At 66.4% G+C, this 26,922-nt stretch carries 21 protein-coding genes; 11 read left to right on the top strand and 10 right to left on the bottom strand.

Going from position 1 to position 26,922, the window contains the following annotated elements:
• Positions 1–60: 60 nt before the first annotated feature.
• Positions 61–2,601, bottom strand: a complete 2,541-nt coding sequence (locus tag AC56DV_RS06120) for a M4 family metallopeptidase (protein ID WP_496313409.1) — start codon at positions 2,599–2,601, stop codon at positions 61–63.
• Positions 2,602–3,206: 605 nt separating this feature from the next.
• Between AC56DV_RS06120 and AC56DV_RS06115 the strand changes: the two genes are divergently transcribed.
• The gene (locus tag AC56DV_RS06115) at positions 3,207–3,836 is read left to right on the top strand and encodes a hypothetical protein (protein WP_496313408.1); all 630 of its coding nucleotides are present in this window, start codon (positions 3,207–3,209) and stop codon (positions 3,834–3,836) included.
• Between the two features lie 26 nt (positions 3,837–3,862).
• Here the strand turns inward: AC56DV_RS06115 and argH are convergent, their stop codons facing one another.
• On the bottom strand, positions 3,863–5,260 hold the full coding sequence (argH, locus tag AC56DV_RS06110; protein ID WP_496313407.1) for an argininosuccinate lyase: 1,398 nt from the start codon (positions 5,258–5,260) through the stop codon (positions 3,863–3,865).
• A gap of 143 nt (positions 5,261–5,403) precedes the next feature.
• Between argH and AC56DV_RS06105 the strand changes: the two genes are divergently transcribed.
• Positions 5,404–6,048, top strand: coding sequence for a hypothetical protein (locus AC56DV_RS06105; RefSeq protein ID WP_496313406.1), 645 nt, complete (start codon positions 5,404–5,406; stop codon positions 6,046–6,048).
• A complete protein-coding gene (locus AC56DV_RS06100) occupies positions 6,045–6,461 on the top strand; it encodes a GNAT family N-acetyltransferase (protein ID WP_496313405.1) in 417 nt (138 codons plus the stop codon). The genes AC56DV_RS06105 and AC56DV_RS06100 overlap by 4 nt, the downstream gene beginning before the upstream one ends.
• Positions 6,462–6,476: 15 nt before the next feature.
• On the opposite strand, the gene AC56DV_RS06095 is transcribed toward AC56DV_RS06100, so the two are convergent.
• Together AC56DV_RS06095 and AC56DV_RS06090 are read right to left on the bottom strand one after the other, a co-directional pair.
• A complete protein-coding gene (locus AC56DV_RS06095; protein ID WP_496313404.1) occupies positions 6,477–7,862 on the bottom strand; it encodes a YfcC family protein in 1,386 nt (461 codons plus the stop codon).
• Between the two features lie 15 nt (positions 7,863–7,877).
• Positions 7,878–9,032: a succinylglutamate desuccinylase/aspartoacylase family protein gene (locus AC56DV_RS06090; protein ID WP_496313403.1), complete on the bottom strand. Its 1,155-nt coding sequence runs from the start codon at positions 9,030–9,032 to the stop codon at positions 7,878–7,880.
• Between the two features lie 116 nt (positions 9,033–9,148).
• Here AC56DV_RS06090 and AC56DV_RS06085 point away from each other — a divergent pair, with 116 nt between their 5' ends.
• The 3 genes from AC56DV_RS06085 to AC56DV_RS06075 all read left to right on the top strand — a co-directional run bounded on the left by AC56DV_RS06085 (position 9,149) and on the right by AC56DV_RS06075 (position 12,525).
• Complete coding sequence (locus AC56DV_RS06085) at positions 9,149–10,396, top strand: cyanophycinase (protein ID WP_082551492.1); 1,248 nt, start codon at positions 9,149–9,151, stop codon at positions 10,394–10,396.
• 58 nt (positions 10,397–10,454) lie between these two features.
• Complete coding sequence (locus tag AC56DV_RS06080; protein ID WP_496313402.1) at positions 10,455–11,903, top strand: IgA Peptidase M64; 1,449 nt, start codon at positions 10,455–10,457, stop codon at positions 11,901–11,903.
• A 145-nt stretch (positions 11,904–12,048) separates the two neighbouring features.
• The gene (locus tag AC56DV_RS06075; protein ID WP_496313401.1) at positions 12,049–12,525 is read left to right on the top strand and encodes a hypothetical protein; all 477 of its coding nucleotides are present in this window, start codon (positions 12,049–12,051) and stop codon (positions 12,523–12,525) included.
• 57 nt (positions 12,526–12,582) lie between these two features.
• Here AC56DV_RS06075 and AC56DV_RS06070 read toward each other — a convergent pair whose 3' ends face one another.
• From AC56DV_RS06070 to AC56DV_RS06060, 3 genes are all read right to left on the bottom strand, one after another.
• Complete coding sequence (locus AC56DV_RS06070) at positions 12,583–13,983, bottom strand: GGDEF domain-containing protein (RefSeq protein WP_496313400.1); 1,401 nt, start codon at positions 13,981–13,983, stop codon at positions 12,583–12,585.
• A gap of 76 nt (positions 13,984–14,059) precedes the next feature.
• Positions 14,060–16,534 carry a DNA topoisomerase IV subunit A gene (gene parC / locus AC56DV_RS06065; RefSeq protein WP_496313399.1) on the bottom strand — a complete coding sequence of 825 codons (2,475 nt, stop codon included), beginning with the start codon at positions 16,532–16,534 and terminating at the stop codon, positions 14,060–14,062.
• Between the two features lie 20 nt (positions 16,535–16,554).
• Positions 16,555–18,552, bottom strand: a complete 1,998-nt coding sequence (locus AC56DV_RS06060) for a DNA topoisomerase IV subunit B (protein WP_496313398.1) — start codon at positions 18,550–18,552, stop codon at positions 16,555–16,557.
• Between the two features lie 268 nt (positions 18,553–18,820).
• On the opposite strand from AC56DV_RS06060, the gene AC56DV_RS06055 reads away from it, so the two are divergent.
• Positions 18,821–19,687: a response regulator gene (locus AC56DV_RS06055; RefSeq protein WP_496313397.1), complete on the top strand. Its 867-nt coding sequence runs from the start codon at positions 18,821–18,823 to the stop codon at positions 19,685–19,687.
• A 30-nt stretch (positions 19,688–19,717) separates the two neighbouring features.
• Here AC56DV_RS06055 and AC56DV_RS06050 read toward each other — a convergent pair whose 3' ends face one another.
• The 3 genes from AC56DV_RS06050 to AC56DV_RS06040 are packed head-to-tail and all read right to left on the bottom strand — an operon-like array spanning position 19,718 to position 23,272.
• On the bottom strand, positions 19,718–21,145 hold the full coding sequence (locus AC56DV_RS06050; protein WP_496313396.1) for an SCO family protein: 1,428 nt from the start codon (positions 21,143–21,145) through the stop codon (positions 19,718–19,720).
• Between the two features lie 9 nt (positions 21,146–21,154).
• Positions 21,155–22,012, bottom strand: coding sequence for a HEAT repeat domain-containing protein (locus AC56DV_RS06045; RefSeq protein ID WP_496313395.1), 858 nt, complete (start codon positions 22,010–22,012; stop codon positions 21,155–21,157).
• A 21-nt stretch (positions 22,013–22,033) separates the two neighbouring features.
• Complete coding sequence (locus AC56DV_RS06040) at positions 22,034–23,272, bottom strand: tyrosinase family protein (RefSeq protein WP_496313394.1); 1,239 nt, start codon at positions 23,270–23,272, stop codon at positions 22,034–22,036.
• A gap of 219 nt (positions 23,273–23,491) precedes the next feature.
• On the opposite strand from AC56DV_RS06040, the gene AC56DV_RS06035 reads away from it, so the two are divergent.
• From AC56DV_RS06035 to kdpA, 4 genes are all read left to right on the top strand, one after another.
• Positions 23,492–24,073, top strand: a complete 582-nt coding sequence (locus AC56DV_RS06035) for an AAA family ATPase (RefSeq protein ID WP_496313393.1) — start codon at positions 23,492–23,494, stop codon at positions 24,071–24,073.
• 30 nt (positions 24,074–24,103) lie between these two features.
• Positions 24,104–24,859, top strand: a complete 756-nt coding sequence (locus AC56DV_RS06030) for a TorF family putative porin (RefSeq protein ID WP_496313392.1) — start codon at positions 24,104–24,106, stop codon at positions 24,857–24,859.
• 190 nt (positions 24,860–25,049) lie between these two features.
• Positions 25,050–25,136 carry a potassium-transporting ATPase subunit F gene (locus AC56DV_RS06025; RefSeq protein WP_496313828.1) on the top strand — a complete coding sequence of 29 codons (87 nt, stop codon included), beginning with the start codon at positions 25,050–25,052 and terminating at the stop codon, positions 25,134–25,136.
• Positions 25,136–26,911 (top strand): potassium-transporting ATPase subunit KdpA, encoded by a 1,776-nt coding sequence (kdpA, locus tag AC56DV_RS06020; RefSeq protein WP_496313391.1) that lies wholly within the window; start codon positions 25,136–25,138, stop codon positions 26,909–26,911. Before AC56DV_RS06025 ends, kdpA begins: the two co-directional genes overlap by 1 nt.
• Positions 26,912–26,922: the final 11 nt, after the last annotated feature.

Raw genomic sequence — 26,922 nt, 5'->3', positions numbered from 1 at the left:
CGGCGTCCCCGTCAGACCCCGAATGCGGCTCAGGCTGGCTAGTTGCCGTGCATGCTACGCTTACTGGGTTACCAGGCTAACCTTGTCCAGCACGAACGAGGTCTGGGCCGACGAGTCTTCCGTCATGGCGAACGACAGCGTCACCGTCTGGCCTTTGTACGGCAGCAGGTTGAAGGTGCGGGTCTGATAGCCGGTGGCCTTGTTCAGGTTGGAGTAGGTGGCCAGCGTGCCGAGCACCGCGCCGCTGCTGTTTTTCACCGTCACCGTCAGCTTGTCGTAGACGGTGCTGGAGGTGGTTTCAGCGGTGTCGATGTGCAGCGCGAAGTTCAGCGTGGCGCCGGTAGCGGTCGAAGGGATGGTCACCGCTTGCGTCAGCGTTTCGGTGGCGGTGGTGCCGTTGCCGCCCAGCCAGGCGAAGCGGGTGCCTTCGAACGCGGTCTGGCCGCTGAAGGAGCCGATCACGCCGGTGGTGCCGCTCCAGCCGGTGGTGCTGGACTCGAAGCCGCCGTTGGTCACGCGCTCAACGCCGCTCACCGTGGACACGGTCAGGGTGGCGTTGTTCGAGGTTGCCGTTACAGCCGGCGACGACGAGTCGGTCACGGTGGCCTTGAAGACGGCGCCGTTGTCGGCGCTTTGCGCGGTGAACGAGTAGGTGGGCGAGGTGGCGCCGGAGATCAGCGCATTGTTGCGGTACCACTTGTACACGTACGGCGCGGTGCCGCCGCTGGCGCCCACGGAGAACGAGGCGGTGGCGCCCGGGGCCACGGTGATGCTGCCCGGCTGGGTGCCGATGGTGACGGCGCCGCTGGCCACTTCATCCACGTCCAGGCCGACGTTGATGGCCGCGTAGGCGCGCTTGACGGCGGTGGCTTCCTTGCTGCCCACGCCGTACAGTTCCTCGGCCGCCGTGATCATCTTGGTGCGCGCGTCGGCGTAGTTGGTGGACGAGGTGAACTTGGTGGTCAGCGCCTTGAACCAGATGCGGTAGGCCTTGTCGTTGCCGATGCCGGTCATGGCCAGCGGCTGCTTGGTCAGGTAGGAGCTGTAGAAATCGCTGCTCGATGTGGAGTTCGAGCCTTGCGACAGGAAGTAGAACATGCGGTTGTTCGGGCCGCTGCTGTAGTGCACGTTCAGGTTCTTCAGCGTGCTGCTCCACTGGTTCGGGCTGCTGCCGTCCTTGTTCGGCTTGTACATCCAGCGCAGCGGCTGGCCGCTCTTCGAGATTTCCTTGCCCATCATCCAATCGTTGCCGGTGGCCGGAATCACGTTGCCGGTGCCGCCTGCGCGGGCATAGGCTTCGGTCATCTCGCCGGCGATGTCGGCGCCCGATTCATTCAGGCCGCCCGACTCGCCCGAGTAGGTCAGGTTGGAGGTGGCGTCGATCACGCCGTGGCCCATCTCGTGGCCGATCACGTCGATCGAACCGAGGTTGTTGAACGACGAGCCGCCGTCGCCGATGTACATGCACTTGCAGCTCGGGTCGAAGAAGGCGTTGTCGTAGTTGTTGTCGACGTGGACGGCGATGTAGGTGGAGGTGTTGTTACCGTCCAGCGACTGCCAGCCCAGCGTGTTCTTCATGGTGTCGTAGGTGTTCATCAGACCCCACATCGCGTTCACGGCGGCGGTCTGGCCGTTGGCGTTGGTGGTGCTGCCGCCGCTGATGTACTGCTGGCCGTCGCCCCAGGTGTTGGTGCTGTTGGTGTACACGCTGCCCGGGCTTGGATTCGATTCCGGCGCGTGGTTGGCGTTGGTGATGGCGTTGCCGCCGAAGGTGCCGCCCACGCCGCGCGCAGGGTCTTTCATCTGGTAGGTGCTGCCCGACAGGGTGGTGTTGATCGGCACGGCGCCGTTGTACTGGCTGTTGCCGGTGCCGACCACGGTCTGCAGCGCTTCCCACTGGGCGATCACGGCGCCGGTCTTGGCGTTGACCACGGTGTCGTGGTACACCGCGCGCTTGCGGCTGTCGGCCATGCGGGTTTTCACCAGGTAGGCCAGCTCGTAGCGGTCCACCACCTCTTCCAGGTCGACCGCGTTCAGGGCCGATTCGGCCTTGTTCAGGGCCGAGGCCACGCGCACCGATTTCATCACCGGATAGATCAGCAGTTCGGCCTGCGGCGCCCAGCGGTGCACGCCGTTCGGCGCCACGCTCTTGACCACGGAGGCGATGGCGTCGGCGCTGCTCAGCGACGGCGTCAGTTCCGGCGCGCCGGTGCGGCTGCCGTTGGCGGCCACGCCGCGCGGCGCGTTCAGGCCTGCGCGGCGGTCGGACACGGATTCGCTGACGATGTTGTCGGTGGCGTCGGTCACGATCACGGACTCGGAACCGAACACGCGCAGGCCGTTAAAGGTGTGCTGGGCGCGGGTGATCTTGGTGCCGGACACGCCGGGGTGCTGGCCGCCGATGGCGAAGCCATGCTGCATGCCCAGGCCGGCCGAGCTGGGGCGCTTGGCCAGTTTGGCTGCCAGGCCGGCGCTCTCTTGTGGAGAGGCCTGGGCGACGGGCGCCGCCATCATTTGGGGGCCGGCCGCGTGGGCCTGGGCGGCGAGCATCATCGGCAGGGCGGCGATGGCTGCGGCAAGCATGTTTTTACGTAGGTTCATCTTCTCTCCAGGGTTTCGTTAGTGTTCTGGCAGTGCTTTTGGCGGGCCAGCGCAGCGACACTATTCCTTGCCGATGCGACAAGTCAAAAAACTTGGAAAATGAGTCGTGGAAGCGAAAACTGTTAAAAATGGGACAAACTTGCCGTTTGCCTACGCCGGGATTGCCTACAAAATCGCTAGCAATGGCGCACGATAGGTGGGTTTTATGTCGATACTGTGTGTTACACGCAACGGAATAGACGTAACACTCTATTTTCGTGACGTACGCGACACATTGCCCATTTATTCAGCATGCTCGGGTTGCAATTTCTTAATGTTGCGATCTACACTAGAAGCACAAAGCGCAGGGCTCGACCCAACAAAAACGACGCGCACCGGGAACTACAGGGAACAGAGAACATGACCACACGCACAGCGCCACCCCAGCCCTCATAGGGCCACGCCGGGCCTCGCCGCCGCCCCCAGCACATCCGTACGCCGCCCGCCGCAATCCGGCTTCCGCGGTGCCATCGCGCGCCTTCGTCCACCCGTGGCCAGGTGCGCAGGGACAGCTTTTTTCTTTGTTTACTATGCTCTCTATATCTACCAAAGTTGAGCGGATCGTCATGGAATCGCCCTTCCTCACCGAGGGACTGGGGCGCGGATTGATCAACCTGTCGGAACTGGCGCGGCAATTGCAGCCGCAGCTCGAAACGGACCTGTGGAAGCCGGTGGGGCAGGCGGCCGTGGTGATGGCGCTGCGGCGCGTGGCCGAGCGCCTGCCGCAGCACGAGGCGGCCGCGCACGGCGAGCTGTCGCTGGCGCGCAAGACCGGCGAGCTGACCACCCGCACCGACCTGACGATGTACACCTTCCGCTATTCGGAGAATACCTATGAATGCCACCGCCAGTTGCTGGCCGTGGCCGCGCCGCAGCAGGGCGCTTTCGTGTCGGTCACGCGCGGCATCCACGAGGTGATGGTGGTGTGCAGCCGCCCGCTCACCAGCGCGATCGACGAGGTGTTCGTCACCGAGCGCCAGCTGGCGCGGCTGGAGAACCTGAACGCGGTGACCTTGCACCTGGACCCGGAGACCTTCAACATGCCGGGCATTTACCACGGCATCCTGAAGAAGCTGGCCTGGGACAAGATCAACCTGGTGAACATGATCTGCACCCACACCGAGCTGACGATATTGCTGGAGCAGCGCCAGACCGGCGCTGCGATTGCGGTGCTATCGCGCCTGGTGGCGCAATAAGCGCCTAATCAGCACGCAACGATGAATCAGCCGGCCAGCTGTCCGCGCACGCGGGCGATGGCCTTGCGCACCTGGTTCGGCGCGGTGCCGCCCACGTGGTCGCGCGCGGCCACCGAGCCTTCCAGGGTCAGCACCTGGAAGATGTCCTGCTCGATCAGGGCGGAGAAGGCCTGCAGCTGCTCCAGCGACATCTCGGACAGGTCGATGCCCAGGTCCACGCAGGCGCGCACCGCGTGCGCCACGGCCTCGTGCGCGTCGCGGAACGGCAGGCCTTTCTTCACCAGGTAGTCGGCCAGGTCGGTGGCGGTGGCGTAGCCCTGCAGGGCCGCCGCGCGCATCGCTTCCGGCTTGACGGTGATGCCGCCGGCCATGTCGGCGAAGATGCGCAGCGTGTCCATCAGCGTGTCCACGGTGTCGAACAGCGGTTCCTTGTCTTCCTGGTTGTCCTTGTTGTAGGCCAGCGGCTGGCCTTTCATCAGGGTCAGCAGGCCCATCAGGTGGCCGTACACGCGGCCGGTCTTGCCGCGCGCCAGTTCCGGCACGTCCGGGTTTTTCTTCTGCGGCATGATGGACGAGCCGGTGCAGAAGCGGTCGGCGATGTCGATGAAGCCCACGCGCGGGCTCATCCAGATGATCAGCTCTTCCGACATGCGCGACACGTGCGTCATGATCAGCGAAGCGGCGGCCGTGAATTCGATGGCGAAGTCGCGGTCCGACACGGCGTCCAGCGAGTTGTGGCACACGTCGTCGAAGCCCAGCGTCCTGGCCACTTGCAGGCGGTCGATCGGGAAGGTGGTGCCGGCCAGCGCGGCGGCGCCCAGCGGCAGGCGGTTCACGCGCTTGCGGCAGTCGGCCATGCGCTCGGCGTCGCGGCCGAACATCTCAACGTAGGCCAGCATGTGGTGGCCGAAGGTGATCGGCTGGGCCACTTGCATGTGGGTGAAGCCCGGCAGGATGGTGTCGGCGTGTTGTTCGGCCAGGTCGGTCAGCGCGCCGCGCAGCTGGTTCAGCAGGCCGGTCACGTCGTCGATGGCGGAGCGCACGTACAGGCGGATGTCGGTGGCCACCTGGTCGTTGCGCGAACGGCCGGTGTGCAGGCGCTTGCCGGCGTCGCCTACCAGCTCGGTCAGGCGCTTCTCGATGTTCAGGTGCACGTCTTCCAGGTCCAGCAGCCATTCGAACTTGCCCGCTTCGATTTCCTGGCTGATCTGGGCCATGCCGCGCTGGATGTCGGCCAGGTCGGCCGCCGTGATGATCTGCTGCGCGGCCAGCATGCCGGCGTGCGCCAGCGAGCCTTCGATGTCGGCCTTGGCCAGGCGGTTGTCAAAAAATACAGAAGCCGTGTAGCGTTTGACGAGGTCGGAAACCGGTTCGGAGAAGCGAGCGGACCAGGCTTCGCCCTTCTTGGAGAATTGATCAGTCATGATTTTTATAAGAGGGTGGGCGTGCGGATTAGCGACGATTATAAACAAGGTTGGCCTTCCTCACCGATTCCGGGCCGCCACGGGCGTGACAGCCGGGCCGAAATCGCCGATCATGGCGCTATGAAGATCCGGGAGAGCAGACCATGAAGCAGCCAGCCAAAGCCAGCCTGTTGTGCGTTTTGATGGCGGGTGCGCTGTGCGGCACGGCCGCCGCCGGCAGCGTGGAGGCCACTGCAGCCGCTGCGCCAGCCGCCGTTCCCGCAGCGGCCAGCGCCGCCGCGACCGCCGCCGATCAAGCCGCGCCGGCCGCCGCCGACAAGGCCGCGCCGGCCATCGCTCCCGAACTGGCGACGCTGGACGGCATCCTGTCCGCGCTGTACGGCACCATCTCCGGCGCTGCCGGCGCGCCGCGCGACTGGGAGCGCCTGCGCAGCCTGTTTACGCACGAGGGCCGCATGGTGGTGCACGGCCCGAACAAGAGCGGCGACATGACCACGCGCGTGCTCACCATTTCCGACTACATCTCGCGCGTGACGCCGGTATTCGCCAAGGAAGGCTTCTACGAGACGGAACTGGCGCGCACCACGGACAGCTTCGGCCAGATCGCCCACGTGTTCAGCACCTATGAGTCGCGCCGCTCGCCGGACGAGGCTGCGCCCTTCCAGCGCGGCATGAACAGCATCCAGCTGGTGAACGACGGCCAGCGCTGGTGGATACAGTCGCTGGTGTGGCAGGCCGAAACGGAAAAGAACCCGCTGCCGGCGCGTTACCTGAAAGGCAAGCATTGAACATCAGTACCGACAAGGCGGCACTCGATATAGCCCTTATTCACGCTTTTCTCAGCGAGCGTTCCACCTGGGCCGCCGGCATGCCGCGGGCGCTGCTGGAAAAGGCCATTGCCAACTCGCTGTGCTTCGGCGGCTACCAGGACGGCAAGCAGATCGCCTTCGCCCGCGTGATCACGGACGGCGCCACCTTCGCCAACCTGGTGGACGTGTTCGTGCTGCCCGAGCACCGCGGCCTGGGCCACAGCAAGCGCCTGGTGGCGGCCATCATGGCCCATCCCGAACTGCAGGGCCTGCGCCGCTTCACGCTGGCCACCGGCGACGCCCACGGCCTGTACGCCCAGTTCGGTTTCACGCCCCCGCAGCGTCCGCAGACGCTGATGGAGCGCTATTTCCCCGACGTTTACGTCAAATGAGCGACGTGAAATGAGCTACTGCCACTGCATCAGCGCGGGCGGGATCAGCAGCAGCAGCGCCATTACCGCATAGATCAGCTGCAGCGGTATCATCCACTTGGCCCAGGTGATCCAGGGAATGCGCGCCAGGGCCAGCACGCCCACGGTGATGCCGGAGGTGGGTATCATCGGCGTGGTCAGCTCGCCGAACTGGAAGGCCAGCACCGCCGTCTGGCGCGTGACGCCCACCAGGTCCGCCAGCGGCGCCATGATGGGCATGGTCAGCGAGGCCTGGCCGGTGCCGGAGTGGATGAAGAAGTTGATCACGGTCTGGATGCCGAACATCTTCTGCGCCGCGAACACGGGGCTGGACGACTGCACCAGCGGCAGCAGGCCATGCAGCATGGTGTCGATGATGTTGGCGTCGCGCGCCAGTATCATGGTGCCGCGCGCCAGCGCGATCACCAGCGCCGTGCCCACCAGGTCTTTCGCGCCCTGGATGAAGGCGCCCACCAGTTCGTCCGAATCCAGCCCGCCGATGATGCCGATCAGGATGCCCATGGTCATGAACAGCGCCGCGATCTGCTCGATGTACCAGTCGAACTTCACCACGCCCACCACCATGCCGAGCAGCGAGGCTGCGAAGATCCCCAGCACCACCTTGTGCTTGAGCGTCATGCCGGCGAAGTCGCTCAGGTCGAGCTGGCTTTCCTTGCGCTTTTCCAGGTCCAGCAGGTACGTCGGGCTCAGTTCGGGACTGCGCTTGATGCGCGCCGCGTACCACATCATGAAGGCAACCGTGAGGGCGGTGGCCACTGCCCAGCACAGCAGGCGGTAGCTCATGCCGGAGAACACCGGGATGCCGGCGATGCCCTGCGCGATGCCGACGTTGAAGGGGTTCAGGAAGGCGGCCCCGAAGCCCACCTGCGAGCCGAGGAAGGGGATCGACACGCCGGTGATGGTGTCGTAGCCCAGCGCGAGCGCCAGCGGCACGAAGATGAGGATGAAGGGGATCGCCTCCTCGTTCATGCCGAAGGTGGCCCCGCCCAGCGAGAACAGCGTGATGAACACCGGGATCAGCGCGGCCCGCACAAAGGGCGAATGCGTGTGCGCCTTGGCGATGGTCTTGATCATGGCGTCGATCGCCTCGGTCTTGTGCAGCACCTGGAAGGTGCCGCCCACGATGAGGATGAAGCCGATGATCAGGCCCGCTTCGGCGAAGCCCTTGATCGGCGCCATCATCAGCGCCGTCAGTCCCTGCGGTTTGCTCTCGACGTAGTGGAAGGTGGCCGGGTTGATCAGCTGCTTGCCGTTGACCAGGTGGGTGTCGTATTTGCCGCCGGGGATCAGCCAGGTGGCCAGCGCGATCAGCGCCAGGATGGCGAAGACGAGGACGTAGGTGTTCGGGATGCGGAGTTTCATAACTTCCTTATTGTCCTATTGGCTGAGCAGGTCGCCGGAGCGGAACGCCTCGGCGCCCGCCACTTTGCCGATGTTCCAGCCGCGCAGCACGTGGCGGTGCGCGGTGCGCGCGAAGAGCACGCCGTCCACGCTGCAGCATACGGTGCTGGTAACGCCGCTGGCCGGATCGATCACGTCCGCCACGGCGTCGCCCGCCTTGAGCCGCTCTCCCATCTCGCGCTTGTACACCAGCACCCCGGCGTGCGGCGCCAGGATAGGTTCCACGCCTTCCAGCGGAGTGGCGTCGCACAGCGGCGCGGGCAGCTCGCCCACTTCCGCATCGAGCACGCCGGCCTGCGCCAGGAAGCGCACCAGCGCGTCCGCGTCCTTCTGCGCCAGTTCATAGCTCACGTCCATTTCGCCGCGCAGTTCCACCGTGGTGGACAGGCAGGCGGGAGGAATCGGATACGCGTCGCCGAAGTGCTCCTGCAAGTCCCACCACAGGCGGCTGCAGGCCTCGTCGAACGGCTCGCCGCCGGCCGCCAGTGCCAGCAGCACCGCGTGGGCGCCCATCAGGCGCGCCAGCGGCGCAATGCCGTCCGCCAGCGGCGTGCCGGCGTAGATGTGCAGCACGGCCTCGTTGTCGCAGTGCAGATCGAGCACGATGTCCGCATCGATCGCCATTTCCAGCAGCAGCTTCTTGTGCGCTTCGCCGTCGGACTTGGGCTGCCACGCCGCCACCGAGGCCAGCGCGTGCTGGCGGATGGTGCGCACGTTGGCATCCGCGTCCGGTCCCAGCTTGCCCGCCAGCGTGGTTTTCAGCTCACCGGCCACGTGCTTGTAGGCGCGGTTGAAGTTCACGCCGGTGGTCAGGTCGAAGCGGCCGAAGGGTGCGCCGTGGATGGCTTGCGACAGGCCGATGGGGTTGGCCGCCGGCACCAGGATAATCTCGCCCTTGACCTTGCCCGCCGCGTCCAGCGCCTCCAGCTGCTTGCGCAGGAACTGCGCCACCAGCATGCCGGGCACTTCGTCCGCGTGCAGCGCGGCCTGGATATAAACCTTCTTGCCGCTGCCGGGCGTGCCGTAGTGGTAGCTGGTCAGTTCGAACTGGGCGCTGCTCTGGGGCGCCGAGATGGGGTGCTTGATGGGGGAACGAGCGGGGTGACTAGCGGGTTGATTAGCGGTTCGCATAGGGAAGGCCTGGTGGTGTGGTATCGAAGGATTATGCGCATTTGATGTATATTTGCAAGCAGTAGGCACCGTTCCGGGCGCCTCCCCCCGCAATTTCTCTGTAAAACGGACTGGATATGGGTGTACTCAAGACTTTGATTCATAGCGTTGGCCGTTTTTCTCTGCTTTGGTACGCCATCGTCGGCGCCCATACGCATGCGCATGCCGCCGAACCGGCGCAGCCGAAAGGCTCGCTGGTCATCATCGGCGGCGGCCTGCGCGGCGACAACGCCGACATCTGGCAGCGCATCGTGCAACTGGCGGGCGGCAAGGGCGCCCGCATCGCCGTCTTCCCTTCGGCCGCCGGCACCCCGGAACGTTCCGGCCAGGCCATCATCGGTTATCTGAAGCGCTACGGCGCCGACCCCTTCCTGGTGCCCATCGCCGTCAAGCTGGCCAATAGCGACTACCGCAAGGCGGCCGACGACATGACCCTGGCCGACCGCGTGCGGCGCGCCGACGGCGTGTACTTCGCCGGCGGCGACCAGGGCCGCATCACGCAGGCGCTGGTGCGCGCGGACGGCACCCGCACGGCGGCGCTGGACGCCATCTGGGACATCTACCGGCGCGGCGGCGTCATCGCCGGCACCAGCGCCGGCGCGGCCATCATGAGCAGCACCATGTTCTACGACGCGCGCCGCGTGCTGGCCACGCTGCAGGAGGGCGTGGCCGACGGCAAGGACATCGCGCCCGGCCTGGGCTTCATCGGCGACGACATCTTCGTCGACCAGCACCTGCTGATACGGGGCCGCTTCGCGCGCATGATCCCGGCCATGCTGAAGAAGGGCTACCAGCTCGGCCTGGGCATCGACGAGAACAGCGCCATGGTGGTGAACGCCAAGCGCGAAGTGGAGATCATCGGCTACCGGGGCGCCATGCTGCTGGACCTGTCGCGCGCCACCATGGATTCCGAATCGAGCGCCTTCAACGTCAGCAATATCCTGATCAGCTACCTGGACCGGGGCGACAAGTTCAACATCGCCACCCAGACCTTCACGCCGGCGCCGGACAAGGCCGACGGGCGCCTGGACAACACGCGGCCGGTGCGGCGCGGCGCGGTCTACAGCAACGACATCCTGGGCAACAGCGCGGTGGTGGACCTGATGGAAAAGCTGATCGACAGCGACCAGCAGGACGCCATCGGCATCGCCAGCGGCGACCCGCGCGGCACGGCGCCGGAAATCGGCTTCGAGTTCCGCTTCTCCAAGACGCCTGAAAGCACGGGCTATCTGTCGTCGGTGGTGGAAGCGTATTCGATTCTGAACCTGCGGCTGGACATCCGTCCCATAGAAGTGCAACGTCCGCTGTACAAATACAAGAACTAAATTTGGCGGGGCCTGCCTTAGAATACCGGGCACACACTCCCGGTACAAGGACTCCGCCATGACCCACTCCACCAAGGCCCGCGCCATGCTGTTCGGCGCGGCGCTCGCCCTGACTTCCACCGCCTTTGCCGCGCCTTACGCCGTGCCTGCCGCCGCCAAGGCCGCACCCGCGACGGTGCGCCTGGACTATCTCCACACCGGCAACGCCCTGAACGAACAGTATTCGATCGACCGCGTGGTGATCGAGCCGCTGCCGTGGGCCGGCAAGCTGTCGCGCAACCTGGACGACACCGACCGTGGCGTGAACCGGGTGGAAGTGGTGGACGCCAAGACCGGCGACCTGCTGTACTCGCGCGGCTTCTCCACCATTTTCGGCGAGTGGCGCAGCACCGAGGAAGCGCAGAAGATGAGCCGGGGCTTCCAGGAGTCGGTGCGCTTCCCGAAACCGGACCGCCCGGTGAAGGTGCGCATCCTCAAGCGCGACGAGCGCAACGCCTTCTCGGTGGTGTGGAGCGTGGAGATCGACACCGACGCGCAGGACGTGGTGCGCAAGCAGGAACCGGCGCCCGCCAAGCCGATTCCCATCCGCGTCAGCGGCCCTTCGCCGGACAAGGTGGACCTGCTGATCATGGGCGATGGCTACACCAAGGCCGACATGGCCAAGTTCGAAGCCACCGCGCGCCGCCTGGCGGACTACCTGTTCAGCGTGTCGCCGTTCAAGGAGCGCGCCAAGGACTTCAACGTGTGGGGCCTGGCCGTGCCGACCCAGGAGTCCGGCGTGTCGCGCCCGTCCACCGGCGTGCACCATGCGAGCCCGCTGGGCACCCGCTACGACATCTTCGGCAGCGAGCGCTATGTGCTGGCGCTGGACAACCGCGCGCTGCGCGACATCGCCCAGCACGCGCCGTACGAGTTCATCGAAATCCTGGTCAACAACGACACCTACGGCGGCGGCGGCATCTACGGCCAGTTCAGCACCGCTGCGGCCAACAGCGACTGGGCCAACTATTTGTTCGTGCACGAATTCGGCCACCACTTCGCCGGCCTGGCGGACGAGTACTACACCTCGCCGGTGGCCTACCAGTCCACCGGCGAGCGGGTGGAACCGTGGGAGCCCAACGCCACCGCGCTGCGCGACCCGTCCAAGCTGAAATGGAAGCACCTGGCCAACCCCGCCACGCCGCTGCCCACGCCGTGGCCGAAAGCCGAATACGAGGCGCATTCGCGCGAGTACCAGAAGACGCGCGCCGCGCTGCGCAAGGCCAACCGTCCCGAGTCCGAAATGAGCGCGCTGTTCAAGGAAGACCTGGCGTGGACCAACAAGCTGTTCTCGGCGGCGCCGCACAAGCATGAAGTGGGCGCCTTCGAAGGCGCGAACTATGAGGCCACCGGCTATTACCGCCCGGCGCAGCAATGCCTGATGTTCGACCGCAGCGAGAAGTTCTGCGCCGTGTGCAGCGAGGCGGTGGGGCAGACCATCGACCTGTATTCGCGCGATCCGCGCTAATCGGCGCTAATCGCCCTTTACGTTTGGTAACGTTTGATACGAGTACTTAGTGCGCCACCGTACAGATAGGGAAGGTAGCTCAGCATATTCTGGACCCGTGACAAGAAACAAGCACATCCCAGAAAACTACTGAAAGGTCCATACCATGAATAAGCTGATTGCTACCCTGATCGCAGGTCTGTTCGCCAGCGCCGCCATGGCGCAAACCCCGGCGCCCGCCGCCGACGTTGCCAAGGCCCAGGCCAAGGCTGAAAAATCGGTAGCCAAAGCCGAAGCCAAGGAAATCAAGAAGGACGCCGCTGCCGATGAAGACGTAGCGAAAGCCCAGGCCAAGGCCGACGAGAAAGTCGCCAAGGCCCACGCCAAGGCTGAAAAGACCCACATCAAGGGCGAGGAAAAGATCGCCAAGGCCGACCCTGAAGACAAGGTGAAAGCCGAAGCCAAGGCCGACAAGAAAATGGCCGACGCCAACATGAAAGTCGACAAAACCCAGGCCAAGGCCGACGCCAAGGTAGCCAAGGAAAAGGCTGAAGCGATGGAAGAAAAAACCATCGCCGCCGCCAAGACCAACGAGGTGAAAGCGAAAGCCGCCGCCGACGTGAAAGCCGCCACGGTCAAGTAAGCGGCAGCTAAGAACTAAAAGGGGGCCGGCAACGGCCCCCTTTTTTTATGCCCGTTTTCATGCCAGTTCCACGCGGTTGCGGCCGGACTGCTTGGCCTTGTACAGGGCGGCGTCGGCGCGCGAGAGCATGGTCTCCACCGGCGTGCCGCTGCCCGCCGCGCAGTGCACGCCGATGCTGACGGTGGAGTTGAGCAGCTTGCCGTCGCCCACCGCCACCGTGTGCCGCGCGAAGGCGTCGCATACGCGCTGGGCGATGATGCGCGCGTCGTGCTCGCTGCAGCCGGGCAGCAGCACCGCGAACTCTTCCCCTCCCAACCTCCCCAGCAGGTCGCCGCCGCGCAGACAGCCTTCGGCGATGCGCGCGAAATTGATCAGCACCGTGTCCCCGGCCGCGTGGCCATGGTTGTCGTTGACCTTCTTGAAGAAGTCAATGTCCATCATCAGCACCGCCAGCGGGCGCCGCATCAGCTGCGGCGCGGCCAGCAGCTCGCCGGCGCCCAGCATGAAGCCGCCCCGGTTCAGCACGTGCGTGAGCGGGTCGTGCGAGGCGGCGTACTTCAGGTGCTCCAGCAGCTCGTTGCGCGCCACCATCACGCTGGCCACCGTCAGCGGCGCCAGGGCCGTCAGCGTCACGCCCACCCGCAGCGACATGATGGCCTGCTGGGTGTCGAAGTTGGCGCCGATGACCAGCGTGCCGCTGGAGATGGCCAGCAGGGTCCACATGGAGAAGAACAGCGTAATGCCGGCCGTGGCGAACAGGCTGTAGGTCAGCGCGCACCACAGCATGGCGGGGATGGGGTAGGGGATCACGCCCGGCCCGCCCAGCTGGGTGCCCAGCCACAGGCTGCCGGCGAAGGCGGCCAGCGGCGCCACCTGCTCCAGGCGCCAGCTGGGCCAGTCGGCGCGCCGCTTGTGTTCCTTCATCCAGCGCCGCAGGTCGGGGAAGGTGAGCATCACCGGCAGGATGGCGATGTAGTTCACCAGCTCGGTTGAGAACCAGAACGCGAAACCGTAGGCGGGGCTGCCGCCGAACAGCACCGGGTGGATGAAAATGCCCGCCACGCCCGCCGCCGCCGCAGCGCACACCACCACCAGCACGAAGCGCAGCATGGAGCGCGGGTGGCGCAGGCCCTGGTGCTCAATGCTCATGCGCGCCAGCAGCGCGTAGCCGGTGAATACGCCCATCAGGTTGGTGCAGGTGAGCATGGCGCTCTTGGCCCAGCCGTGCTGCATATAGAGGTCGGCCAGCATGTAGCCGGCGGCGGCGGCCAGCCAGTGCAGCAGGTTGGGAGGATGCCGGCGCCGCAGCAGCAGGCCGACCAGCACGGCGTTGGTGGGCCAGAACGCGGCCAGCACGCCGGGCGGCGCGGTGTAGATGCCGAAGATGGAGCAGGCGAAGACCACGGCGCCGACCAGCAGCGCATCCTTGAGGTCAAAGCCGGAACGGCCGTTGGTCATGAATTCCTCCACCCGAATCAGCCCATTGTGAGCATGTCGATAGCCCAAGTCAATTGGGTGGAGGAAGGGGGCTGCCTTACTTGGGCGCCAGCGTGGACGCTTTGATACGCTGTACCAGCTCCTTGCCCTTGCGGGCCCGTTTGCCGAAGTGCGGCGCCAGCACGTTGCCGGACATTTCCAGCTCGCGCGGCTTGGCCGCCATGGTGCCGTGCACGATCACGCCTTTCTGGCTGATGGCGGCGGCCGACAGCAGCGTTTCCTTCGGATCGAGTTCCATCAGGATCACGCCGCGTCCGCCGTTGGTCAGCGTTTTCATTTCGCTCATGCCGAACACCAGCAGGCGGCCCTTCTCGGACAGCGCGGCCACGGCGCTGGCGTCGTCCGCCACCACCGACGGCGGCAGCGGCAGGTCGCCTTCGTCCAGCGTGATGAAGGACTTGCCGCCCTTCAGGCGGCTGACCATGTCGCCGGCCTTGGCGATGAAGCCGAAGCCCGCGCTGGAGGACAGCAGCAGCTGGGTGGCGGCCGGGCCGGCGAAGTAGTGCTTGATGCGCACGCCGCCCGACAGGTCCACCAGCGTGGTGACCGGCACGCCGTCGCCGCGCGCGTTCGGCAGCGCGGCCACCGGCACCGAGTACACCTTGCCGTTGTCGCCGAAGCCGAGCAGGGTGTCCACGGTGCGGCACTCGAAGGCGTCGTGCAGCGCGTCGCCCACCTTGAAGGTGAACTGGGTCTTGTCGTGGCCGATGCCGGTGCGGGCGCGGATCCAGCCTTTTTCCGAGATGATGACGGTGACCGGTTCGTCCACCACCTTCTGCTCGGCCACGGCTTTCTGCGCTTCCTCGATCAGCGTGCGGCGCGCGTCGCCGTAGGCTTTGGCGTCGCTCTCGATTTCCTTGATGATGATGCGCTTCATCGAGGACGGGTTTTCCAGCAGGTCCGTCAGGGTCTGCTTTTCCTTGCGCAGTTCGGCCAGTTCCTGCTGGATCTTGATCGCTTCCAGGCGCGCCAGCTGGCGCAGGCGGATTTCCAGGATGTCTTCGGCCTGGCGGTCGGACAGCTTGAAGCGTTCGATCAGCGCCGCCTTCGGATCGTCCGAATTGCGGATGATGTGGATCACTTCATCGATGTTCAGCAGGATGGTTTCGCGGCCTTCCAGGATGTGGATGCGGTCGTCCACTTTCCTCAGGCGGAACTGGGTGCGGCGGGTGACGGTCTCGAAACGGAAGCCGATCCACTCGCTGATGATGTCGCCGATGCCCTTCTGGCGCGGGCGGCCGTCGCTGCCTATCATCACCAGGTTGATCGAGGCCGACGATTCCAGCGAGGTATGCGCCAGCAGCATCAGCATGAATTCGGTCTGGTCCTGGTTCTTCGATTTCGGCTCGAACACCAGGCGCACCGGCGCGGCGCGGCCCGATTCGTCGCGGATGGTGTCGAGCGAGCCGAGGATCAGCTGCTTGAGCGCCAGCTGGTCCGGCGACAGCGCCTTCTTGCCCATCTTGACCTTGGGGTTGGTCAGCTCCTCGATCTCCTCCAGCACCTTCTGCGAGGAGGTGCCCGGCGGCAGTTCGGTGACCACGGCCTGCCACTGGCCGCGCGCCAGCTCTTCGATCTTCCAGCGCGCGCGCACCTTCATGGAGCCGCGGCCGGAGGCGTACATGTCCTGGATCTGCGCCGGCGGGGTGATGATCTGGCCGCCGCCCGGGAAGTCCGGGCCGGGGATCAGCGCCATCAGTTCGGCGTGGCTGATCTTCGGATTGCGGATCATGGCCACGGCGGCCTGCGCCACTTCGGTCAGGTTGTGCGAGGGGATTTCAGTGGCCAGGCCCACGGCAATGCCGGAGGCGCCGTTCAGCAGCACCATCGGCAGGCGCGCCGGCAGCAGGCTCGGTTCTTCGGACGAGCCGTCGTAGTTGGGCTGGAAGTCCACCGTGTCCTGGTCGATTTCGTCCAGCAGCAGGCGCGAAATCGGCGTCAGGCGGGCTTCGGTGTACCGCATCGCGGCCGCGCCGTCGCCGTCGCGCGAGCCGAAGTTGCCCTGGCCGTCGATCAGCGGGTAGCGCAGCGAGAAGTCCTGCGCCATGCGCACCAGCGCGTCGTACACCGACTGGTCGCCGTGCGGGTGCAATTTACCCAGCACGTCGCCCACCACGGTGGCGGACTTGCGCGGCTTGGCGGTGTGGCCCAGGCCCAGTTCATTCATCGAGTACAGGATGCGGCGCTGCACCGGCTTCTGGCCGTCGCACACGTCGGGCAGGGCGCGGCCCTTGACCACGGAGATCGCGTAGTCCAGGTAGGCGCGCTCGGCGAACGTGGACAGCACCAGCGTTTCGCCGCCGTCGCCGCCATCGCCGTCGTCGCCGTCGTCGCCGCCGTCATCGCCGCCGCCGTTGCCGTCATCGCCGCCGCCGCTTTCGGCGATGGCGTCCTCCAGCGGCTGCAGTTCGTCCACCGTCTCGGCCACCGGGTTCACGCCGGGGCCGGTTTTTTCTGTACCAGCCGCAGCTTCCGGCGCCGGTTCGTCAAAGAGATTTGCTTGATGAGTCATGTCAGATAACGTGTGCTGTATTAAATGTCGGCTTCGACTTCGTTGCCGTGTTCCTCGATCCATGCGCGGCGGGCGGCGGCTTCGCCTTTACCCATCAGCATGTTGAAGCGCGCCGAGGAGCTGGTGTGGCCGGGGCGGCCCACCTTCACCGGCAGCAGGCGGCGCGTGTCCGGGTTCATGGTGGTTTCCCACAGCTGCTCGGCGTTCATCTCGCCCAGGCCCTTGAAGCGGGAGATGGACCAGCTGCCGTCCTTCAGGCCGTCCTTGCGCAGCTTGTCCTCGATGGCCACCAGTTCGCCGTCGTCCAGCGCGTACAGCTTCTGGATCGGCTTCTTGCCGCGCGCCGGCGCGTCCACGCGGTACAGTGGCGGACGGGCGATGCAGATGTGGCCCTTCTGGATCAGCGCCGGGAAGTGGCGGAAGAACAGCGTGAGCAGCAGCACCTGGATGTGCGAACCGTCCACGTCCGCATCGGAGAGGATGCAGATTTTGCCGTAGCGCAGGCCGGACAGGTCCGGCGAGTCGCCATTGGCGTGCGGGTCGACGCCGATGGCCACCGAGATGTCGTGGATCTCGTTGTTGGCGAACAGGCGGTCCTTGTCGGTTTCCCAGGAGTTGAGCACCTTGCCGCGCAGCGGCAGGATGGCCTGGAATTCCTTGTCGCGGCCCATCTTGGCCGAGCCGCCCGCCGAGTCGCCCTCGACCAGGAAGATCTCGGTGCGGGTCACGTCGGTCGATTCGCAGTCGGTCAGCTTGCCCGGCAACACGGCCACGCCGGAGGATTTTTTCTTTTCCACTTTCTGCAGCGAGCGCAAACGCGACTGCGCCTGCTTGATCACCAGCTCGGCCAGCTTCTTGCCGTAGTCGATGTGCTGGTTCAGCCACAGCTCCAGCGGCGGCTTGGCGAAGGTGGACACCAGGCGCACCGCGTCGCGCGAGTTCAGGCGCTCCTTGATCTGGCCCTGGAACTGCGGGTCCAGCACTTTGGCCGACAGCACGAAGGAAACGCGCGCGAACACGTCTTCCGGCAGCAGCTTCACGCCTTTCGGCAGCAGCGAGTGCATCTCGGCGAAGTTCTTCACGGCGCCGAACAGGCCGTCGCGCAGGCCCGATTCGTGGGTGCCGCCGTTCGGCGTGGGGATCAGGTTGACGTAGGATTCGCGCACCACGGCGCCGGTTTCGGTCCACGCCACCACCCAGGCCGCGCCTTCGCCCTCGGCGAAGCCTTCCGCGTCCGGGCCGGCGAACTGCGCGCCCTCGAACAGCGGGATCAGGGTTTCGCCGTCGGACGTTTGCGCCAGCGCTTCGGTCAGGTAGCCGCGCAGGCCTTCGTCGTATTTCCAGGTTTGCGAGTCGCCGGTCTTGGCGTTGTTCAGCGTGACCGTCACGCCCGGCAGCAGCACCGCCTTGGAACGCAGCAGGCGCTGCAGCTCAACCTGCGAGATCAGCGAGGAGTCGAAGTACTTGGCGTCCGGCCAGGCGGTGACGCGGGTGCCGGACTTCTTGCCGTCCTTCGGCGCCGGCATGGAGGTCAGCGGTTCGACCACGTCGCCGTGCTCGAACACCAGGTGGTGGAAGCCGTTGCCCTTGTCGTCCTTGCGCCAGACGGAGATTTCCAGGCGCTTGGACAGCGCGTTGGTGACCGAGACGCCCACGCCGTGCAGGCCGCCCGAGAAGGCGTAGGCGCCGCCCGAGCCCTTGTCGAACTTGCCGCCCGCGTGCAGGCGGGTGAAGACGATTTCCACCGTCGGCACGTTCTCCTCAGGGTGCAGGCCGACCGGGATGCCCCGGCCGTCGTCTTCCACCGTAATGCTGCCGTCGGCATTCTGCGTGACGATGATGTTTTTGCAATGGCCGCCCAATGCCTCGTCGGAGGCATTGTCGATCACCTCCTGGATGATGTGCAGCGGGTTCTCCGTGCGGGTGTACATGCCCGGACGCTGCTTGACGGGCTCCAGGCCCTTGAGGACGCGGATGGATGATTCGCTATAGTCGGAAACTGGTTTTTTAGTGGCCATACGTGATCAAGCTAGGTTGTGCGGTTCTTATTGGTGCGGCAGATTATTTGCAAAATACTGTGCTGGTGCCATGCAAAACGCTGTGATTATATACAGTTATTTTGCATGGCAAGTGCTTTCTGCGCAACGCCGGCAGGCGCGCTTGCTTGCGCATTCTATCCGCAACCGGCGGCAACGGCGGGAAACAAGGCGCTGGAAATGGCGGGTAATTGTGGTTAAATGGGGAAAAGCGGTGCAAAAAACACCACGTCCGGTCCCTGGTTCGCCCATGAATGCAGACATTTTTCCGTTCGCAGTGCGCCTGATCGGCTTTGCCGAAGCGCAGGCCGGTGGCCTGGCGGCGGCGCTCGCGCGCGCCCCGCTGCATGGGCCTGCCAGCGGGCCGGGGTACTTTTGCCTGTCGGCCGACAGTCTGCAAGAGCCGGATCTGCTCATCGTCAACGGCGCGGACCTGAAGGCGCTCGCCGCGCTGGCGGCGCTTAGTCCGGGCGACGTGCGTCCGGCGCTGCTGCTGGGCGCGCCGGCGCCGGTGCCGGGGCTGCCGTATCCATCCTTGCCCCTGCCGTGCGACGACGACAGCCTGCACGCCGAACTGGCGCGGCTGGTGGAGCGCCGCGCCGACGCGCTGGCCCGGCTGGCCGGCACCGGCCTGCCGCCGCCGGCCGAACGGCGCACCGGCCAGCGGCTCGACCTGGACCTGACCGATCCGTCCGAATACGCGGTGCTGCGCAGTCCGGGCCAGGACCGGCGCGGCGCCGTGCTGGTGGTGGACCGCAACGCGCGCTTCAGCCAGCACATAGCCAGGCTGCTCAAGCCCTGGGACATTCCTTCGCTGTGGGCGTCCGACGAGCCGTCCGCGCTGGCCGCCTGCGCGGACGCGCCGCAGATGCTGGCGCCGGTGGCGGTGGTGCTGCTCAATACCGCGCTGGCCGGGATCGACCCGTACGCCCTGTGCGCCGCGCTGCGCGCGCAGGGCGGCGGCCGCGCGCCAGAGGTGGTGTTCATGGTGTCCAGCGGTTTCCCCTACGACAGCGCGCGCGCCGGCGCCGCCGGCGCCGCCGGCCTGCTCGACAAGCCGGTCTCCGACGCCACGCTGCGCGCGGTGCTCAAGCGGCTGATGCGCATCTCGGGCTAGTGCACATCGCAGGCAGGTGCATGGCGCGGGCTAGTGCGCATGCCCGCGCCGCCGCCGGACCGACAGCACCGCCGCCAGCGAGCCCGCCGCGATGCAGGCCGCGCCGAGCAGCGTGGCCGCCTCCATCCCCATCGCCAGGCCGGGGCCGGCAATCAGCAGCGCCCCCAGGCCGGAACACAACAGCGGCAGCCGGGCGTGGCGGGCGCGCGCGAACCACGCCAGCGCGGCCAGGTTGAGCAGCAGCAGTAGCAGCAGAAAGGGCCAGGAGCGGCTCCAGCCGGGCAGGTAGGAATAGGCCGCGATGCCGGTCATGCTCAGGTAGGCGGCGCCGCAGATCGGGCACTTGGGCAGCAGCGCCAGGCCTGCGGCCCACAGCACCGGCATGGCCTGGCCGGCGCCGGCCAGGCGCGGACGCCCGGCCCGGCCGGCTTGCCGGGCCGCGTGCTGTCCTCCTGCCAGCTGCGCGGCGCGTTCGGCCAGGTCTTGCGGCTGCCACTCCAGGCGCTGGCAGCTTGCGGCGATGCGGCCGTCCGCATCGAGCAGGAACACTTCGATGCGGTGGCGGTTCACGATGGAGGAGATGTAGTTGACGCCGTTGTTGAAGTAGGCCGCGATGTCGTCCCTGCCTTCGGTGGCGCGCAGCAGGTGGCAGTCGTCGCCGGTGGCCAGCCGGCGGCTGTCCGCGTAGCCCTGCAGGCGCGGCGGCAAATCGTAGTCCGGGTCGTAGCTGACGGCGTTGATGCGCACCAGCTGCCCCAGGCCCTGCGCGGCCAGCAGCCTTTGCACCTCGGCCAGCTTGCAGATGGTGAGCGAACACTTGCGTTCATTGTCGCAGCGCGTATAGAAGAACGCCGTGATGCAGGGCTTGCCGGTGAAGAGATCGGCCCAGCCGTGGGCGCGGCCGGCCTGGTCTTCGAAGCGCGCCAGCGCAATGTCGCCGTGGGCCCGGGAAGGGCGGGTCCAGGGCAGCGGCGCACCGCAGCAGCCGTCCTCGCCGCCGCCGTCCTCGCCGCGCGCTGCCAGCCAGTCCTGCGTGCGCCGCACCTCCTCCAGGGCGCTGCCGTCGCCCTCCGACGCGGCCACGCCGCCCCAGCGCTCCAGGTCAACCAGGTCGTCTTGCAGGGCGAGCGTCTGCGCGGCGCGCTCCAGCGCGGCCCGCGCGGCGGACGGCGGCGCCGGCGAGCGGCGCAAGGCGCGCGCGGCGGCGGCCAGCAGGTAGGGGCTATGCTCGCTTTGCAGTTCCGCCAGCAGCAGCGGCAGGGCGGCTGCGGGCAGGGGCTGGCGGCCAAGCGCAGCGAGCACCCAGCCGCGCCGCCGCACTGCTTCGGCGCCGCTTTGCTGGCCGTAGGCGGGGTGCTCCTCGGCCAGCAGCTCCAGCAGGGCGGGAACGTCGCGCGCATGCGCGGCCACCGCGTCGCGGAACTGCTGTGCTGTCCATGGTTGCGCGGTCGCCGGCATGCTGCTTCCTCAGGTATAGCGCTCCGCGAGCTTTTGCGCCGCCAGCGTCATCGGCGAGGCTTGCCCGCCGCTTTGCCGGCTCAAGCTGTCGACGTGGGATTTGAGCTTGCTGTCGCCGGCGATGGTCTCGTCGCTGGCAAAGTGCGCCAGCACGGTCATGCCCAGGGTTTTCATCTGGTCGTCCTCGCCGGTGCTGACGGCGATGTCGCGCGCGCAGGTATGCAGGCGCTGCGGGGCGAGCTGCTGCAGGGCGCATGCGGCCAGCTGGCGGATCGGGTTGCCTTCCTGTTTGTCGCGCAGGATTTTCTCGAACATATTGGCCGACTTGGGATCGGCCGCCAGCACGCGCAGCGCTTCGCGCCGCACTTCGTGGCTGGGCGGCTTGGCCGCGATGCGGCGCGCCACGTCATAGGCGCCGCTGTGCATGTCGTAACTGAGCATCTGCAGCGCCTGGGCCGCAGGCAGCAGCGCCTCGTCCGGCGCTTCCAGGCCCTGTATCAGCAAAGCCTGGGTGTCGCCGTCGTGTTCGCGCGCCAGGATGCCGATCGCGTCCTCGCGCAGGCCGGTGTCCTGGTCGGTGCGCAGGGCCCGCAGCGCCGTCAGATAGGCGCTGCGGTAGGGCGCAAAGGCGGCCGGGTCGAACGTGGCCGTCTCCAGCGTGCGCAGGGCGGCCTTGCGCAGCGCGGCCGGCTGTCCAGGGTCGCGCAGGGTGGCGACAACCTGGCGGAAAGTGGCGCGGTCGCTGATCGCAATCTGCTGCAGCATGGACATTGCGGCCACCTTGTCCTTGGTGGCGCCGTCGCCGAAGGCCCGTTTCACGAGGGCTGCAGCGGTGGGCCGCCGGGCGGCCGGTTTTTTGCTTGCCATGGCCGGTTCTCCTTTGCCGTGTCAGTTCACGTTGTCGTAGGCGAAGCCCAGGCAGGCCGCGCGCAGGCGGCTGCCCTGGAAGTCGATCATGTCGCGCACCAGCGGCCTGGGGCCGGGCGCGGCCACGCAAGGCGAGCGTGCCAGGTCGCCGCCGGGCGCGGTGGGCGGGCGCGGCGCGGCGATGACGCCGTTCCAGGGCCACAGGCTGTCGTTCAGGTTGTGGCCTTGCAGGTGGCTGGTCGGCGTCGGCCCGTTGTCGTACGCCGGCGCTGCGTTGGCGTCGAAGCGGTTGTGCAGGCGCTGCCAGCGCGCCCACAAGCGGTCCACATTGCAATGCAGGAGGAAGAACAGGGGATCCTTGGCGGCGGTGGCAATGCCGGAGATGCTGCCCCTGAAATAGCTGGTGTGGGCCGCCCCGTGGGGGTTGAATTGCATGTCGCGGAAGCCGCTGTAGCTGGCGCCGAGCTGCATGGTGGCTTCTTCGCTGAGCACGTCCGGCGATGCGCGCAAGGCCGGATTGGTGTCGCCTATCCTGCGGATCACGCCGATCTGGCCGTCCGTGGCCCACATCGTCAGCGGATTGGACGGGCTGAAGTCGACGAAGCCGTCAGCGTCGGCGTTGCCCATGAAGTCGGGGCTGAACAGATTGGCGGCGCGCTTGTCGAAGCGCCAGTATGGCAGCGCAACCGAGGGATCGATCGCCTGCAGTTCACGTTCCAGGTCGAGCAGGTAGGCGCGGTGCCAGGGCAGGAAGCCGGGGCCGCCGTGCGCCTGCGCGTCCGGCAGGCCGCCCACGTGCATGTTGCGGAAATCGACGAACCGTCCCGCGCCGCGGTCATTGAGCTTGGCCAGCGCGGCGAGGAAGCGGTCGCGCTCGGACGGCGTGAGGGTATTGGCGTCCTTGCGGACGCGGACCATGACGGGCAAGGTGCCGAGCGGCCTGCCCTGGGCATCCCGCGCGGCGATGCCGACGTCGCCGTTCTCCCGGCTGGCCTTGCCGTAGCGCCCCATCACCCACACCGTGACGGATTGCCCGTTGCTGGGCAGGGCCACGTTCAGCGTGGCGCGAGGCGGGCCGGCTTCGGTGCTGCTAAAGCGCAGCGAGCCGCCGCCGGGTTTGGCCTGCTCGGCAAGGGTGACGCTAACGCTCGCCGGCAGTGGCGGTGCGTCCAGCAGCCGGAGACGCAAAGGGGATGGCGTCCATGTAAGAAAGCGCGCGGCCGCATTGCTGTGGCCATTGATAGTGAAATCGATACGCATGCCAGGTCTCCCTCGTATTTGTAGTTTTCCAGCGATGCCGTTTACCAATATAGCGAGGGCTTTCCGGGACAAATACGCGAATTGTCACGCGGTGAAAAAGAGCGGTGATGCGCGCTTCGCGTATACACCGCCTTTATGGCGCGCCGCGTGCTTTTTAGACCGTTTTTACGGCGCCGCCGATAAGCTGTTCAGCATCGAATCTGCATAAAGGAGGCCGACATGATTATCGCAATCGCCAACCAGAGCGGCGGCTCGGGCAAGACGCTGGTCGCGAGCTACCTGGCGCTGCTGCGGGCCCGCGCGGGACGCAAGGTGCTGCTGCTGGACGCCGATCCCAAACAGTCGGCGATGGCGTGGAACTGCGAGTGCATTGCCGCCGGCATCCAGCCCCGGGTCCCGGCCCGGCCGATGCGCGGGCGCGACGTGCCCGCCGAACTGGAGGTGCTGCGCCGCTACTACAACGACATCGTGATCGACACCGAAGGGCGCGACACCGTGCAAAGCCGCGCCGCGCTGATCGCCGCGCGCCTGGTGCTGGTACCCGTGTCGGCCGAGCAGGCGGACCTGGCCAGCCAGTATCAGCTGATCGCGCGCCTGAATTCGGCCCGCATGTTCAATCCCGGCCTGCGCGTGCTGTTCGTGGCGTGCTGCGGCTGCCAGGGGCCGGAAAACGAGCAGCTGGCGGCGATCCGCGCCTACGCCTCGCGCGTGATGTCCGCCTCGCTGGCCTGTACCGTCATCCACAAGGACAAGGCGGCCGATGATATGCCGGGCTTGTACCGCGAAGTGTTCGCCGCCTGACCAATTTACCCACCGAAGAAAGACTGCATCATGAAGAAACTGCTGCTTGCCACCGCCTTTGTCTCCACCTTCGCCGCCTTCGGCGCCTCCGCGCAGGCCGAAGAACAGAAGCCGGACCACGACATCAGCTTTAACGCCGCCGCTGCCTCGGACTACCGCTACCGCGGCATTTCGCAGACCCGCCTGCAGCCTGCGCTGCAGGGCGGCGCGGACTATGTGCACAACCCGAGCGGCTTCTACGCCGGCGCCTGGGGCTCCACCATCAAGTGGACCAGGGATGCGGGCGGCGACGGCAGCGTGGAGCTGGACCTGTACGCGGGCAAGCGCGGCCAGCTGAGCGCCGACATATCCTACGACGCGGGCGTGCTGACCTACGTCTATCCATCCAATGAACTGAAACACGTCGCCGGCTTCGCCAACGCCGACACCACCGAGGTCTACGGCCAGCTGGGCTACGGCCCCGCCTACATCAAGTATTCGCACGCGGTGACCAGTCTGTTCGGCTTTGTCGACAGCAAAAACAGCGGCTACCTGGACCTGGGCGCCAATCTCGACGCGGGCGGCGGCTACACCGTCAACCTGCACGCCGGCCACCAGAAGGTGAAAAATTCCAGCCAGGCCGACTACACCGACTGGAAAGTCGGCGCCACCAGGGACTTCGGCGTGCTCACCGGCGCGCTGGCCGTGATCGGCACCAACGCCGGCAAGGCCGCCTACGCCTCGCCCGCCAACGGCAAATTCCTGGGCAGGACCGCGCTGGTGCTGACCGTCAGCAAAGTGTTCTAGACCGTTACGTTCCCGCCGCAGGCCGGCAGCGCCAGGGTGCATTCCCGGTGCGGCCGGCCTGTTGCCGTTTCAGCCCATCATCGGCGCATTTTTACACCTTGTTTACACCCTCCCCGCCAGTCTTTACACCGATTTTAGACCCCCGCCGATAAGCTGGAAACATCAAAACAAGACCTGCGAGGGGTTAAAAATGGATGTCGTGTTTATGTGCGCAATCGCTGCGGCCGGGTTGTTTGTGTACCTGGTGCTGGCGTTGCTGAAAGCGGAGGATCTGTGATGACGATGCAATCCTCGATGGAGTCGTTTCTGCTGCTGGCGGCCTTCCTGGCCGTGCTGCTGGCGCTGGCCTGGCCGCTCGGCATCGTGCTGGCGCGCGTCGGCGACGGCGGCCGCGTGCCCGGCTTCGGCTGGCTGGAAAAGATCGAACAACTGCTGTACCGCGCGGCCGGCGTGCCGCTCAAGGCCGAGGAACGCGGCCAGGGCTGGAAAGGCTACGCCGCTGCGCTGCTGGTCTTCAACTGCATCGGCGCGGTGGTGGTCTACGTCCTGCAGCGGGTGCAAGCCTGGCTGCCGCTCAATCCTCAAGGGCTGGGCAACGTCAGCCCCGACTCCTCCTTCAACACCGCCGTCAGTTTCGTGGCCAACACCAACTGGCAGGGCTACAGCGGCGAGCAGACCATGAGCTATTTGGTCCAGATGCTGGCGCTGACCTGCCAGAACTTCTTCTCGGCCGCCACCGGCATGGCCGTGGCCTATGCGCTGATACGCGGCTTCAGCTCGCGCTCGGCCAAATCGATCGGCAATTTCTGGGTCGACGCCACGCGCTCCACGCTGTACGTGCTGCTGCCGCTGTCGCTGCTGCTGGCCGTGTTCCTGATGGGGCAGGGCGTGATCCAGAACTTCTCCGCCTACAAGGAAGTGGCGCTGCTGGACCCGGTGAGCTACACGGCGCCCGACGGCGGCGCCATGACAGCCGCCACCCAGACCATCGCCATGGGGCCGGTCGCCTCGCAGGAAGCGATCAAGATGCTGGGCACCAACGGCGGCGGATTCTTCAACGCCAACTCGGCCCACCCTTACGAGAACCCGACCGCGCTGACCAACTTCATGCAGATGCTGGCCATCTTCATCATCCCGGCTGGCCTGTGCTTCGCCTTCGGCCGCATGGTGGGCGACCGCCGCCAGGGCTGGGCCGTGCTGGGCGCTATGACCCTGCTGTTCGTGGCCGCCACCGCCGTGGTGCTGGTGGCCGAGCAGCAGGCCCACCCCGCGCTGCAGGCGCTGGGCGTGGACCAGGCCATGAGCGCCACGCAATCGGGCGGCAATATGGAAGGCAAGGAAACCCGCTTCGGCATCAGCGCCTCTGCCCTGTTCGCGGCGGTCACCACCGCCGCGTCCTGCGGCGCCGTGAACGCCATGCACGATTCCTTCACGCCGCTGGGCGGCATGATCCCCATGCTGCTGATCCAGTTCGGCGAAGTGATTTTCGGCGGAGTGGGCTCCGGCCTGTACGGCATGCTGGTGTTCGCCATCATGGCGGTGTTCATCGCCGGCCTGATGATAGGCCGCACGCCGGAATACCTGGGCAAGAAGATCCAGGCCTATGAAATGAAGATGACCTCCCTGGCCATCCTCGTCACGCCCATCCTGGTGCTGTGCGGCACCGCCATCGCCGTGATGACGGAGGCGGGCCGCGCCGGCATCGCCAACCCCGGCGCGCACGGCTTCTCGGAAATCCTGTACGCCTTCAGCTCTGCGGCCAACAACAACGGCAGCGCCTTCGCCGGCTTGTCCGCCAACACGCCGTTCTACAACACCATGCTGGCCATCGCCATGTGGTTCGGCCGCTTCGCCGTGATCGTTCCCATCCTCGCCATCGCCGGTTCGCTGGCCGGCAAGCAGCGCCTGCAAGCCAACGCCGGCACCATGCCGACCCACGGCGCCATGTTCATCGGCCTGCTGGTGGGCGTGGTGGCGCTGGTGGGCGTGCTCAATTATGTACCGGCGCTGGCGCTCGGCCCTGTCGTCGAACATCTGCAACTGACCAAATAAGAGGAGGCCAT

It is taken from the genome of Massilia sp. BGA-UO-ETr-WB1, from assembly GCF_059567845.1.
Note: the sequence above shows the minus strand (reverse complement) of the source record. Positions and strands in the feature narration are given on the sequence as shown.